We start from the raw sequence: 12,937 nt of genomic DNA on the forward strand, positions 1-12,937 counted from the left end.
CTGAAACACGCTCATTCCGTGCCTCGCCGTATCGTTGCCGGATGGCGGCGGTTGTTGAGCGTCGACCACCAGAAGATCCACCCCAGAATATGAATGTGCTGGGCCTGCACCTGTTCGGCGCTGAAGATCTCGTCCGGGTATTCGGCGCAATTGTGGCTGCGCAAGCGCAAGCCGCCGCCCGGCAGGCGATACAGGTATTTCACCCGCAGCATGCCGTCGTGTTCGAGGGCGTACATTTCACCATCGATGATCTGCACGCGCCCGCGATCGATGCCGATCAGCGAACCGTCCTGGATTTTGTCCGCCATGCTGTTACCGACCATCGCCACGCAGATGGCGTTGTGCAGTTCCACGTCCATGGTTTCGAGCACGCGCCGGGACAGGCGCACTTTGTGGTTATGGATTTCGCCCACCGCCGTGCGGCCGGAGCTTTGCGTCTGCAATTCGGTGTAGACCGGCATTTCCAGTTCTTCGCGCACGCTTCGCTCGGCCCGCGGTTGAGCGTCTGGCGTCTGGGCAGCCAAGCGGTCTTGTCCAGGGTGCTTCGGGCCCTCGCCGCTGCGCAGCCAACGCGCGTTGACGCTCAGCAGTTCAGCGACTTCTTCAATACGGGCCATGGGGATGCCGCGCTTGAACCAGTTGTTCACGTGTTGCGGCGTAACTTTTCGGTTGGCGGCAAAGTCCGTTGCCGAGAGATGGCACTCTCGCAGAAGGCCGCGCAGTCGATCACCTGATGTATTCATGGGCCGAAGTTTACGGCGGGTTGAAGCGCGTTTAAATGAACGAAGTGTTCAAATGAGCACACCGTCATGCTTGAACGTGAATGTAAGGATTACAACGTTCGGCTGTTTTTGTAGGCCGATTCGCTCACTGTTTTCTTATGCATCAACAATGGTTGAAACCGATGTCATTCATGCACGTGAGCAATTAACGGCACGGAGGCCTGACTAAAGGGGGCGCCAGAGAAGTTTGAATCGGGCGGTGTTGTTCAAAGAAGAAAATCAACCCACGCGATTAAACACGCTGTGTGTGCAGTGTGAGTTTTAAACATGTGTGCAATGAAAGAGGGCGAAAAAAAAGGAGGGATGTACGGGGCGAGGGGTATTCAGAACGCAGAAGGCGGGGACATGCAGGTAAAACGTGGCCCCGTCGAAGCGGCGAGCGCTTCGGCGGGACACAACCGGATCAGCCCTTGTAGGCCGCGACCGATTTGGTGATCGCTTCGCGAGCGGCGTCAGCGCCAGCCCAGCCTTCGATCTTCACCCATTTGCCTTTTTCGAGGTCTTTGTAGTTCGCGAAGAAGTGCTCGATCTGCTGGATCAGCAGAGGCGGCAGATCGGTGTATTCCTTCACGTCCACGTACAGCTGGGACAGCTTGTCGTGGGGGACAGCGATGATTTTGGCATCGCCGCCGCCGTCGTCGGTCATGTTCAGCACGCCGACCGGACGGGCGCGGATCACGGAACCCGGGGTGACCGGATAAGGCGTCACCACCAGCACGTCGAGGGGGTCGCCGTCGTCAGCCAGGGTGTTGGGGATGAAACCGTAGTTGGCCGGGTAGAACATCGGGGTGGCCATGAAACGGTCAACGAAAAGGCAGTCGCTTTCTTTGTCGATTTCGTACTTGATCGGCGCGTGGTTGGCCGGGATCTCGATTGCGACGTAGATGTCATTCGGCAGGTCTTTACCGGCCGGAATCTTGCTGTAGCTCATTGGGCTTTGCCCCCTTGGTTGACCATTCAGAATCTGGCATGCAACGCCAAAAAGTGGCCGGATTATAGGCACATTCCTGAAGCGTTGCCATGCGTGACGGCGGGCTTCAGGCGTCGTGTTGAGCCTGATAGACCGGGTTGTCGCGCTGAAGTGCCGTTAGCCGCGCCAACGGATCCTGCCGATAGAACGCTTTCAGTTGCCCGTAGACGGCGGGATAGGCCTCGACGAGCAAATCCGGCGCGCTGAAGAAGTATTCGCTGATGACTGCAAAGAACTCGGCGGGGTTTTCCGCAGCGTAGGGGTCGATGGCGGTCTCGGCATCCGGGTCGGCGTCGAGTTGCCGGTTGAGATCGTCGTACGCGCTCTGCATGGTGCTGGCCCAGTCACTGACGCGCATGTCCGGGTGCAGCGGCGGCAGACCGTTCGCCTCGCCGTTAAGCATGTCCAGCTTGTGCGCCAGTTCGTGGATCACCAGGTTGTAGGCTTCCCATCCTCCGCTCGTCAGCACACCCGGCCAGGCCAGAATCACCGGGCCCTGGGACCACGCCTCACCGCTGTGCTCGCCGTCCCATTCGTGTTCGATGCCGCTGGCGTCGCGATGGCGTTGCGGGCTGATGAAATCGTCGCCGTAGAGGATGATTTCGTGAAAACCCTGATACCAGTTCAGATCGCCCAAGGCGAGTAATGGCAGTTGGGCCTGAGCGGCCAGAAACAGACGCGATTCATCATCCAGCTCGACGCCTTCCAGTGCGGTCAGGTGTTTGGCCTGCAGGAACAGCACGCAGCTCTCGAGCAGGTAACGGTCCTCTTCAGCGCTCAGCCCGTCGAGGATCGGCAGGCGCTGGCGCACGCGTTCCCACATCTGCGGATCGACCGGATGGCGCGCCAGCGTGCGCCGTTTGCGCCATTCCCGGAACGACCACATGGATTCAGCGCGCCTCGGCGGAGCGACCTGTGCGGCTGCGAATCAGGCCGATGATCATCGGCAGCAGCGAGATCAGGATGATCGCCAGCACCAATAGCGTCAGGTTCTTCTTGATGAACGGGATGTTGCCGAAGAAGAAGCCCAGCGTGACTAGCCCGCCGACCCACAGCACCGAGCCCAACACGCTGAAGCCGAGAAAGCGCAGGTAAGGCATGCGGCCTAGACCGGCCACGAACGGGGCGAAAGTGCGGATGATTGGCAGGAAGCGCGCGAGGGTGACGGTCTTGCCGCCGTGGCGACCGTAGAATTCCTGGGTTTTGGTCAGGTAATCGCGACGGAAGATTTTCGAATTCGGGTTGCTGAACAGCTTGTCGCCGGCGGTGCGGCCGACGATGTAGTTGGTGCTGTCGCCGAGTACCGCCGCTGCCATCAACAGGCACGCCAGCAACACCGGGTCCATGCCGCCGCCAGCCGCCACGGCGCCCGCGATGAACAGCAGCGAATCGCCTGGCAGAAAAGGCATGACCACCAGGCCGGTTTCGCAAAAGATCACCATGAACAGAATCGCGTAAACCCAGGTGCCGTATTGGGTCACAAGCAGGTCGAGGTAAACGTCAAGGTGAAGAATCAGATCAAGCGGATTGAAATCCATGTAGGCACCTGGTTTTGAGACCCGATCCGGGTCGTGCGGGGCGAAGAGGGGAAATGTGCGCGGCATTATAGAGGCAAGCAACGCAATGTGGCGCTCGACATGCCGTCTTCGTGAGCAAGCTCACTCCCACAGGGGTGGCGTCTTTAGCTCACCATTGCGGCGTCCGGACGGCGGCGTGTCCCATTGAACGCCCATCGCTACCCACAAAAACGGCCTCCGAAGAGGCCGTTGCTTGTCGCCCGATTACGCTAAATCAAAAGAAGCCCAGTGGATTGATGTCGTAGCTCACCAGCAGGTTCTTGGTCTGCTGATAGTGCTCGAGCGCAACTTTGTGGGTTTCGCGGCCGACGCCGGATTTCTTGTAACCGCCGAACGCCGCATGGGCCGGGTACAGGTGGTAGCAGTTGGTCCACACGCGACCGGCCTTGATCGCCCGGCCCACGCGGTAGGCGCGGTTGATGTCGCGGGTCCAGACGCCGGCACCCAGGCCGAACTCGGTGTCGTTGGCGATGGCCAGGGCTTCCGCTTCGTCCTTGAAGGTGGTCACGCTGACCACCGGGCCGAAGATTTCTTCCTGGAAGACGCGCATCTTGTTGTTGCCTTTCAGCAGCGTCGGCTGGATGTAATAACCGGTCGCCAGCGAGCCTTCGAGCTTCTCGACCTTGCCGCCGGTCAGCAGCTCGGCGCCTTCGCCCTGGGCAATTTCGAGGTACGAAAGAATCTTGTCGAACTGCTGCTGCGACGCCTGCGCACCGACCATGGTGTCGGTGTCCAGCGGATCGCCGCGCTGGATCTTCAGCACCTTCTTCATCACCACTTCCATGAACTGCGGGTAAATCGACTCCTGAACCAGGCAGCGGGACGGGCAGGTGCAGACTTCGCCCTGGTTGAAGAACGCCAGCACCACGCCTTCAGCGGCTTTGTCGATGAACTCCGGCTCGGCCTGCATAATGTCTTCGAAGAAAATGTTCGGCGACTTGCCGCCCAGTTCCACGGTGGACGGGATGATGCTGTCAGCCGCCAGTTTCATGATGTGTGAACCCACCGGCGTCGAACCGGTGAAAGCGATCTTGGCAATACGCTTGCTGCTGGCCAGCGCTTCACCGGCCTCGCGGCCATAACCCTGCACAACGTTGAGCACGCCTTTGGGCAGCAGATCGCCGATCAGCTCCATCAGCACGGTGATGCCCAGCGGCGTTTGCTCGGCCGGCTTGAGCACGATGCAGTTACCGGCGGCAAGGGCGGGCGCGAGTTTCCAGGCGGCCATCAACAGCGGGAAGTTCCAGGGGATGATCTGCCCGACCACGCCCAGCGGCTCGTGAATGTGATACGCCACGGTGTTGCCGTCGATCTCTGCAGCGGAGCCCTCCTGGGCACGCAGCACGCCGGCGAAATAACGGAAGTGATCGACGGCGAGGGGGATGTCCGCGTTGAGGGTTTCGCGCACGGCTTTGCCGTTGTCCCAGGTCTCGGTGACGGCCAGCAATTCCAGGTTCTGTTCGATGCGGTCAGCGATTTTCAGCAGGGTCAGCGAGCGTTCCTGCACCGAGGTTTTACCCCACGCATCGGCCGCGGCATGGGCGGCGTCGAGGGCTTTGTCGATGTCTTCGGCGGTGGAGCGAGGGAATTCTGCGATCAGCTTGCCGGTGATCGGCGAAATGTTTTCGAAGTATTGGCCTTTGACCGGCGGCACGAATTCGCCACCGATGTAGTTGCCATACTGGGTCTTGAAGGTAACGATTGAGCCTTCAGTACCGGGGTGGGCATAACGCATGGTGAATATCTCCTTGCTCTTGTGATTGTCTGGGGATAACGCGTTGCGGCGCATGACTAGGTCGCATGGCTAGAGCGTAGAGCAAAGCGCGGGCCACTGCCGTCCGGTCCCCGGTTTATCGGGGGTTTGTCGATGAATCCTGTGGTCATGCCCGAGTGGTGTATCAACGGCGGGGCGGCAAGGGTGACACTTTGTACCCTTTGCGTGACAGCTTGGCGGACCCCGCCTTTCGCAGCATTGCAATGAATCCGGGCCAGGAGGATGCTGAGTCGCAAATCCTCCGCAGAGCCCCGGCTCAGGATGAAGAATAAAAATGCACAGCAATCACCTGACGCGCCACGCCGAACAAGTGCTGACCGTTACCCAAGGCAAAACGCCCCATCAATACGGCCCCGGCGCCGACCCTTCCATTGCCCGTTCATGGTTGCGGTGCCTGGAGGATTATCATCTCGATCCTGCGCAAGCCATGGCGCCTACCGTGCTTGAACATGCGCGGGTGCTGGAGAGTCGCGAGCAGTTGCAGCAGGTCCTGACCATCGCGGGCGACGAGATGAACAGCCTGCACAGTCAGCTTGCCGGCGGCAGTGCGGTGCTGCTGACCGATGCCCGCGGGATCATCCTCAATTGCGTGACCGAGCCCGGGGACCGGCGGATTTTCGAGCGTGCGGGCCTCTGGCTGGGCGCCGACTGGAGCGAGGCGCGAGAGGGCACCAACGGCATCGGCACCTGCCTGGTCGAGCGTCAGTCGGTGACGATCCATCGCGACGAGCATTTTCGCGGCCGCCACACCGGGCTGACCTGTTCCGCGAGCCCGGTGTTCGATCCCCATGGCGATCTGCTTGCGGTGCTGGACGTTTCTTCGGCTCGGCACGACGTGTCCCGGCAGAGCCAGTTTCACACCATGGCGCTGGTGAATCTGACGGCGAAGATGATCGAAAGCAGTTATTTCCTGCGCCATTTCAATGACCAGTGGCTGCTGCGTTTTCACCTTCAGGCCAGCGCGGTTGGTCTGTTCAGCGAAGGGCTGCTGGCGTTTGATGGCGAAGGTCGCGTGAGTGCGCTGAACCAGAGCGCGCTGAATCTGCTCGGCTTGAGCCGTGACGAACTGGTCGGGCAGGGCGTGGAATCGTTGTTTGACTGCTCGCTGGATGAACTGCTGAGCCGTGCTTCGCCGGACGCCGCTGCCAGCTGGCCGCTGCGCACCCGTGACGGGCGTGGATTCTTCGCCGTGCTGCGTGGGCAATCCCGTGCCGAGCTGAAGGGACTTGTTACTCCGGTGGTCAGCAAGTTGGCGGTGCCGCTCCCTTCGAACGACATCTGCCTGGGCGACGCGTCGCTGCAAACTGATTTCCGTCGCGCGCTGAAGGTTTTCGAGCGCGACGTGCCGTTGCTGATCAACGGCGAAACCGGCTCTGGGAAGGAAGCGTTTGCCAAGGCGGTGCATCAGGCGAGTCAACGCTCCGCCAAGCCGTTCGTGGCGCTGAACTGCGCGGCCATTCCGGAAAGCCTGATCGAGAGCGAGCTGTTCGGTTATCGCGGCGGCAGCTTTACCGGCGCGCGCAAGGAAGGCATGCGCGGCAAGTTGCAACAGGCCGATGGCGGCACGTTGTTTCTGGATGAGATCGGCGACATGCCGGTGGCCTTGCAGACACGGTTATTGCGCGTGCTGGAAGATCGGTTGGTAGTGCCGATTGGCGGAGAGCCACAAGCGGTGGATGTCCGACTGATCAGCGCGACCCACCGGAATCTGCTGGAGCGGGTGGAGGACGGCAGCTTTCGCGAAGATCTGTTTTATCGGCTTAACGGCCTGGAAATCGCTTTGCCGCCATTGAGAGATCGGAGTGATAAGGCTCAGTTGCTGGCGTTTCTGCTGGAGCAGGAGGCGGATGGGCTTTCGATTGTCATTGAGGCGAAGGCCAGGCAGGCGCTGCTGGACTTTAACTGGCCCGGCAACGTGCGGCAGATGCGCAACGTGCTGCGTACGCTGGCGGCGCTGTGTGATGAAGGGCGGATTAGTTTTGATGATCTGCCGGTGGCGATTCGGCAGGGCAGTGCGCAGACCAAGCCCGACGTTTGCCATTCACCGCTGGAAGACGCCGAACGCGAAGCGCTCATCGCTACTCTGGAAACCCAACGCTGGCACATGACCCACGCCGCTCGGGAGCTGGGGGTGAGCCGGAATACGCTGTACAGAAAACTGCGCAAGCATGGGATCAACCGCTGAGGTCATGGGTGGATGAAGCCGGTGTGAATGCTCGCAATTCTGTGGTGTGACGCCCGACGCCTTCCCGGCTAAAGCCGGTCCCACCAGGGGGTTGCGGTGAGTCAGTGGGATCGCGGTCAGCCTGTAGAACCGGCTTCAGCCGGGAAGAGGTCAGTGTGCGCGCCATCAATTCTGCTGTGTGCACGCGTTCTCTTAGTGGCACCGGCTTCAGCCGGGAAGAGGCCGGTGTGCGCGCCATCAATTCTGCAGTGTGCGATCTGACGTCTTCCCGGCTGAAGCCGGTTCTACAGGGGGATCGCGGTCAATTAGTGGGACCGGCTTTAGCCGGGAAGGCGCTAGGCGTCACACCGCAGGGGGCACTGTCTGAAACGTGGACAGATTAATTTACGGTGAAGCGTTGTAAATAAATCAGTCCCCTTCAACCAGTCTGATCGAGCACCCTCAATTCCCCCGTGCGCATCCACTGCCTTCTACGCTAACCTGCGGCCCATGTTCTAAGAGGTCGGTCATGCACATTCATATTCTGGGTATCTGCGGCACGTTCATGGGTTCGCTGGCGGTGCTCGCCAAGGATCTGGGCCATAAAGTCACGGGCTCCGATGCCAACGTCTACCCGCCGATGAGCACGCAGCTCGAAGCGCAGGGCATTCAGTTGATGCAGGGTTACGACCCTTCGCACCTCGAACCGGCGCCGGATCTGGTGGTGGTCGGCAACGCCATGTCGCGCGGCAATCCCGCGGTCGAATATGTCCTGAACAAGGGCCTGCCCTATGTTTCCGGGCCGCAATGGCTGGCCGATCACGTTCTTCGCGGTCGCTGGGTACTCGCCGTGGCAGGCACCCATGGCAAAACCACCACCAGCAGCATGCTCGCCTGGGTGCTGGAACACGCTGGCATGGCCCCTGGCTTCCTGATCGGTGGCGTGCCGCAGAACTTCGATGTCTCGGCGCGCCTGGGCGATACGCCGTTTTTCGTCGTCGAGGCGGATGAATACGACAGCGCCTTCTTCGACAAGCGCTCCAAGTTCGTCCACTACGGCCCGCGCACCGCCATCCTCAATAACCTGGAATTCGATCACGCCGACATCTTCCCGGATCTCCCGGCCATCGAACGTCAGTTCCACCACCTCGTGCGCACCATCCCGAGCGAAGGCCTGGTCATTCACCCGACCACCGAGCCCGCGCTTGAGCGCGTGATTCAAATGGGCTGCTGGACGCCGGTGCAAACCACGGGCGAGGGCGGTCAATGGCAAGCGAACCTGCTCAGCGAAGACGGCTCGAGGTTCGAAGTGCTGTTTGAAGGTGCGGTCCAAGGCGTCGTTGACTGGGGCATGACCGGTCAGCACAACGTGGCGAATGCCTTGGCCACCCTCGCCGCCGCCCGCCACGTTGGCGTCGTGCCGCAGCAAGGCGTCGAAGCGCTGAGTGCGTTCAAGAGCGTGAAGCGGCGCATGGAAAAGGTCGCCGAAGTGCGCGGCATCACCATTTACGATGACTTCGCCCACCACCCGACCGCCATCGCCACCACGCTGGACGGTCTGCGCAAGAAGGTCGGCGATGCGCCAATCATCGCCATCGTCGAGCCCCGCTCCAACTCCATGAAGCTCGGCGCCCACCGCGACGGTCTGCCGGAAAGCGTGGTGCAGGCCGATCAGGTGGTCTGGTATGCACCGGCCAACCTGGGTTGGGATCTGGCGGCGACCGCTGCGGAGTGCACCATTCCCTCTTTGGTATGCGACAGCCTCGACGGCATCATCGAGCTTGTGAAAAATCAGGCTGAGCCCGGCACCCACGTGGTGATCATGAGCAACGGCGGCTTCGGCGGCCTGCACGGTAAACTCGCCGAGGCGCTGCAATGAGCGGCCCGGAACGCATCACCCTGGCGATGACCGGCGCGTCCGGCGCGCAATACGGCCTGCGCCTGCTGGACTGCCTGGTGCGCGAAGACCGCGAAGTGCATTTCCTCATTTCCAAAGCCGCGCAGTTGGTAATGGCCACCGAAACCGACGTCAATCTGCCGCCCAAACCGCAGATGATGCAGGCGTTTCTCAACGAATACACCGGCGCGACCGCAGGCCAGATTCGGGTGTACGGCAAGGAAGACTGGATGTCGCCGGTGGCGTCCGGTTCAGGCTCGCCGAGTGCGATGGTGGTGGTGCCGTGTTCGACCGGCACCTTGTCGGCAATCGCCACGGGCGCCTGCAACAACCTGATCGAGCGTGCCGCAGACGTAACGTTGAAGGAGCGTCGACAGCTGATTCTGGTGCCCCGCGAGGCCCCGTTTTCCAGCATCCATCTGGAGAACATGCTCAAGCTGTCGAACATGGGCGCGGTGATTCTGCCGGCGTCGCCTGGTTTTTATCACCAGCCGCAGACGATCGACGATCTGGTGGATTTCGTCGTGGCGCGGATTCTTAATCTGCTCAACGTCCCGCAGGACATGCTGCCGCGTTGGGGCGAGCATCATTTTGGCGCTGATGAATAAGCTGGTTGTCATTGCCCTCGGCCTGTTGCTGACGACGGGCTGCTCCACCGTGCGTACTCTTGATGCCAATCAGCCCGGCGCGCCGGTGGTTTACGCCGGCACGCGACTGGATCTGTACGCCATCGAAGGCGGATGCTGCGAGAAGGATCGCTTCGGCACCGAGGCGCCGAAATACCCGATGCTCGACCTGCCCGGCAGCGCGCTGCTCGACACGCTGCTGCTGCCGCTGTCGATTTTGACCGCGCTGGGTGTGGGGTTTCAGGCTACGGGCGGGATGTAATTCCGCTACCGGATACCTGCTGTGACGGATTGATTGGCAGTGATGGCCTCTTCGTGAGCAAGCTCACTCCCACAATGTGATGCGGTGTCGGGGCTGAACGCATCCATGTGGGAGCGAGCTTGCTCGCGAAAACGGTCTATGTTCTGTCGGAGATTCGTCGGATGTGATGGCCTCTCCGCGAGCAAGCTCACTCCCACAATGTGATGCGGTGTCGGGGCTGAACGCATTCCATGTGGGAGCGAGCTTGCTCGCGAAGGCGGAGTTTCAGGCGCTAAAGATTTAGCGGATGTCTCGGCCTCTTCGCGAGCAATCTCACTCCCACAGTAAGCTCTCTCCAGCAGCAATTCCGCGCATGCAGGAAGATCGCGCGATCAGCGTTATTTCCCCAACCGCCGCAAATCATCCGACTCAACCACCCGCACGCCGTCCTGCTCTTCCAGCGCCAGACGCCATAGCGCGCGGGCGAGGTTGCAGGCTTCGATGCCGCCGTATTTGCCGGGAATCAGCTTGGCAATCGGCGCGGCCAGTTGCTCCACGAACCGTTGATCCTGCCGCTCGCCAATCAACAATGACGGCTGGGCGATGGTCAGTTGCGGCCAGCCCTGAAGCTTCAGGGCTTCTTCCATCTCGCCTTTGACGCGGCTGTAAAAGATGCTCGATTGCGGATCGGCGTTCACGGCGCTGATCACCAGCAGGTGGCGCGCGCCCAACTCGCGGGCACGTTTGCCGAACGCCACGACCATGTCCAGATCGACGGCCCGGAACGCCTCCTGCGAGCCAGCCTGTTTAATGGTGGTGCCCAGGCAGCAGAAGGCGATGTCGATGGGGCCTTCAAGTGCGGGCAGCAAGCTTTGAAGATCGCCTACGGGGTTTTCCAGGCGCGGATGTTCAGCCAGAGGACGACGGCTGGGGGCGAGAACGCGGGTGACAGTGGGTTCGTTGAGCAGGCGGTCGAGCAAGTGCTCGCCAGTCAATCCGGTAGCTCCGGCAAGCAAAATGTGCTGAGGCGTCAAGTACATGATCTTTCTCCCTTGATACGCCACAAGCATAGGCGCTGTACCGGAACAGACTGCGGGCGGAGCGGGAGGGTTTCACAAAAACACATGAAATGTTCATTCGACCCCGCGTTTCCACCTGATCCCTCAGCGTCGAACGGTATTCAGCGCGCGCTCCGCCTGACTTTTACGCAACTGCCGCCAATGGGCGACCACGCCTTTCGGCGCCCACATCTGCGGCTCGGAGGCTTCGAAGCTTTCGTCCGTCTCGCGCTGGGCGACGATGTCGCGCGCTTCGTTGAACGCCTGCACCAGATCGTCGGTTTCCACCAGCGCCTTGCCGAACAGCGCCTCGCCGAAGTAGGTGAAATCCGCCTCCTCGGAACAGCCAAAGGAAACCCTATCCTCACGTGAGGCAGTGATCACCATCGTCCGCTCGTCCTTGATCGCCGGAATGAACCCGCCTGAATAGCAGGCGGAAATCACCACCACCTTGTCGCGATTCTTCAGCGGCGCCAGCACGCCGGCCATTTCATTGGCGGGCAGGTCGGACAGCTCCAGACGCGGCTGATCCAGCACCAGCTCGTGTTCATGGGTGCCGTGGCTGGTCAGGTAAATGAAGATCAAATCTTCCGGGCCACTGCGCTTGGCCAGCGTTTGCACGGCGCGGCTGATGGTCTCGCGCGTCGCCAGCGGGCGATCGCCCATGTGGTCGCGGTGGTTGACCAGCGTGATCTGGCCGAACGCACCGAAGCGCGTCGCGAGCAGCTTGTTGACGTAATCGGCCTCGCGCAGGAAAACGCTCTGTTTGCCATCACCACCGACGACGAGGCTGTAGAGCTCGATGGCCGGCGTGGAGGCGGGCACGGCGGCGAGGGCTTTCTCGACGAGGGCGCCCTGGGCGAGCAAGCCGATTTCCAGCGGATCCGGCAGCAGCTTGCCGGCGGCGTCGCGCACCCGCTGGCCGTTGGACCACGTGCCGCTCTGGACTTCGCCGTCCGCGGTGGTCAGCACGCCGCTGCCTTGGTAGTTGTCGTTCTCGAACTGCCCGATGTACATGCTCCCGTCCGGCAGCTTTAGGCTGCCTGCGCCCGAGAAGCGCCAGTTTTTGAACTCGCCCTGATAGCGCGTGCCGTCGGTGCCGATCAACTCGCCCTTGCCCGTGAACGCGCCGTCCTTGAACTGCCCCGACCAGACATCGCCATCGGCGTTTTCGTAGCGACCGCGACCATTGAGTTGGTTGTTATGGAAGCCGCCGACGTACTGATCGCCATCGGCGCTGTTGAAATTGCCCGTGCCTTCAAGCTGGCCGTCGACAAACTTGCCGCTGAACTGGTTGCCCGCCGAATCGTTGCGCTGGCCTTCCCCATTGGGTTTGCCGTGGGCGAACTGGCCCTGGTACTCGCTGCCGTCGTCCAGTTCCAGATGACCGGCGCCGTCATACAGATCGGCCTTGAACTCGCCGCGATAACTCATGCCGTGCTCTTTCAGCGTGCCTTCGCCGTCGCGCCGCCCCAGCTTGTAGCCGCCGACGTAGCTGCCAGCGCTGGTCGTCAGCGAGCCCTGACCGTGGAAAAGCCCGTCCTGAAAACCGCCGCGGTACACGTCACCGTTGCTGGCGTGCCACTCGCCCTGGCCGTTCCACTGCCCGCTCTTGAATTCCCCGGCGTACCAGCTGCCATTGGGGTAATCGATCCGGCCTTTGCCCTGCAACACGCCGTTGATCACGTCGCCGCGATAGCGTCCGCCGTCGGGCAGGCGAGCGTCAGGGGGCAACAGCGATTCGCCGTCGCCGCAAGCGGTAAGAAGGAAGGTCAGGGCCAAAGGAGCAAACGCGCGCATGGTAAATCCCGAAAAAAAGATGTTTCGGCGTGATCTGATCGCGTACGT

The 12,937-nt window shown here is 61.3% G+C and carries 11 protein-coding genes; 4 read left to right on the forward strand and 7 right to left on the reverse strand.

Going from position 1 to position 12,937, the window contains the following annotated elements; translation table 11 throughout:
* Positions 1–11 precede the first annotated feature (11 nt).
* The 5 genes from AC3ISG_RS02715 to exaC form a co-directional block, all read right to left on the reverse strand.
* Positions 12–743: a S24 family peptidase gene (locus tag AC3ISG_RS02715; RefSeq protein ID WP_489298454.1), complete on the reverse strand. Its 732-nt coding sequence runs from the start codon at positions 741–743 to the stop codon at positions 12–14.
* 442 nt (positions 744–1,185) lie between these two features.
* Complete coding sequence (gene ppa / locus AC3ISG_RS02720) at positions 1,186–1,713, reverse strand: inorganic diphosphatase (RefSeq protein WP_037017915.1); 528 nt, start codon at positions 1,711–1,713, stop codon at positions 1,186–1,188.
* A gap of 106 nt (positions 1,714–1,819) precedes the next feature.
* Complete coding sequence (locus AC3ISG_RS02725) at positions 1,820–2,638, reverse strand: M90 family metallopeptidase (protein ID WP_489298455.1); 819 nt, start codon at positions 2,636–2,638, stop codon at positions 1,820–1,822.
* A 4-nt stretch (positions 2,639–2,642) separates the two neighbouring features.
* Positions 2,643–3,290, reverse strand: coding sequence for a DedA family protein (locus tag AC3ISG_RS02730; RefSeq protein ID WP_489298456.1), 648 nt, complete (start codon positions 3,288–3,290; stop codon positions 2,643–2,645).
* Between the two features lie 253 nt (positions 3,291–3,543).
* Entirely contained in the window at positions 3,544–5,064 is a 1,521-nt protein-coding gene (gene exaC, locus AC3ISG_RS02735; RefSeq protein ID WP_065988391.1) for an acetaldehyde dehydrogenase ExaC, read from the reverse strand.
* A gap of 313 nt (positions 5,065–5,377) precedes the next feature.
* On the opposite strand from exaC, the gene AC3ISG_RS02740 reads away from it, so the two are divergent.
* The 4 genes from AC3ISG_RS02740 (at position 5,378) to AC3ISG_RS02755 (ending at position 10,052) form a co-directional block, all read left to right on the forward strand.
* Positions 5,378–7,288: a sigma-54-dependent Fis family transcriptional regulator gene (locus AC3ISG_RS02740; RefSeq protein ID WP_489298457.1), complete on the forward strand. Its 1,911-nt coding sequence runs from the start codon at positions 5,378–5,380 to the stop codon at positions 7,286–7,288.
* Positions 7,289–7,796: 508 nt separating this feature from the next.
* Complete coding sequence (gene mpl / locus AC3ISG_RS02745) at positions 7,797–9,146, forward strand: UDP-N-acetylmuramate:L-alanyl-gamma-D-glutamyl-meso-diaminopimelate ligase (protein ID WP_122536876.1); 1,350 nt, start codon at positions 7,797–7,799, stop codon at positions 9,144–9,146.
* Entirely contained in the window at positions 9,143–9,772 is a 630-nt protein-coding gene (gene ubiX, locus AC3ISG_RS02750) for a flavin prenyltransferase UbiX (RefSeq protein ID WP_074892728.1), read from the forward strand. Before mpl ends, ubiX begins: the two co-directional genes overlap by 4 nt.
* A complete protein-coding gene (locus AC3ISG_RS02755) occupies positions 9,765–10,052 on the forward strand; it encodes a YceK/YidQ family lipoprotein (RefSeq protein ID WP_122536988.1) in 288 nt (95 codons plus the stop codon). Before ubiX ends, AC3ISG_RS02755 begins: the two co-directional genes overlap by 8 nt.
* Before the next feature lie 377 nt (positions 10,053–10,429).
* Here AC3ISG_RS02755 and AC3ISG_RS02760 read toward each other — a convergent pair whose 3' ends face one another.
* The gene (locus AC3ISG_RS02760; RefSeq protein WP_122536877.1) at positions 10,430–11,071 is read right to left on the reverse strand and encodes an oxidoreductase; all 642 of its coding nucleotides are present in this window, start codon (positions 11,069–11,071) and stop codon (positions 10,430–10,432) included.
* Positions 11,072–11,194: 123 nt separating this feature from the next.
* On the reverse strand, positions 11,195–12,889 hold the full coding sequence (locus tag AC3ISG_RS02765; RefSeq protein WP_122624000.1) for a C13 family peptidase: 1,695 nt from the start codon (positions 12,887–12,889) through the stop codon (positions 11,195–11,197).
* Positions 12,890–12,937: the final 48 nt, after the last annotated feature.

The organism is Pseudomonas sp. GL_135 (assembly GCF_057834665.1).

Bases quoted from the DNA above. Each gene is read 5' to 3' on its own strand.
- AC3ISG_RS02715 (WP_489298454.1), bottom strand. From the start codon at position 743: ATGAATACATCAGGTGATCGACTGCGCGGCCTTCTGCGAGAGTGCCAT.
- ppa (WP_037017915.1), bottom strand. From the start codon at position 1,713: ATGAGCTACAGCAAGATTCCGGCCGGTAAAGACCTGCCGAATGACATC.
- AC3ISG_RS02725 (WP_489298455.1), bottom strand. From the start codon at position 2,638: ATGTGGTCGTTCCGGGAATGGCGCAAACGGCGCACGCTGGCGCGCCAT.
- AC3ISG_RS02730 (WP_489298456.1), bottom strand. From the start codon at position 3,290: ATGGATTTCAATCCGCTTGATCTGATTCTTCACCTTGACGTTTACCTC.
- exaC (WP_065988391.1), bottom strand. From the start codon at position 5,064: ATGCGTTATGCCCACCCCGGTACTGAAGGCTCAATCGTTACCTTCAAG.
- AC3ISG_RS02740 (WP_489298457.1), top strand. From the start codon at position 5,378: ATGCACAGCAATCACCTGACGCGCCACGCCGAACAAGTGCTGACCGTT.
- mpl (WP_122536876.1), top strand. From the start codon at position 7,797: ATGCACATTCATATTCTGGGTATCTGCGGCACGTTCATGGGTTCGCTG.
- ubiX (WP_074892728.1), top strand. From the start codon at position 9,143: ATGAGCGGCCCGGAACGCATCACCCTGGCGATGACCGGCGCGTCCGGC.
- AC3ISG_RS02755 (WP_122536988.1), top strand. From the start codon at position 9,765: ATGAATAAGCTGGTTGTCATTGCCCTCGGCCTGTTGCTGACGACGGGC.
- AC3ISG_RS02760 (WP_122536877.1), bottom strand. From the start codon at position 11,071: ATGTACTTGACGCCTCAGCACATTTTGCTTGCCGGAGCTACCGGATTG.
- AC3ISG_RS02765 (WP_122624000.1), bottom strand. From the start codon at position 12,889: ATGCGCGCGTTTGCTCCTTTGGCCCTGACCTTCCTTCTTACCGCTTGC.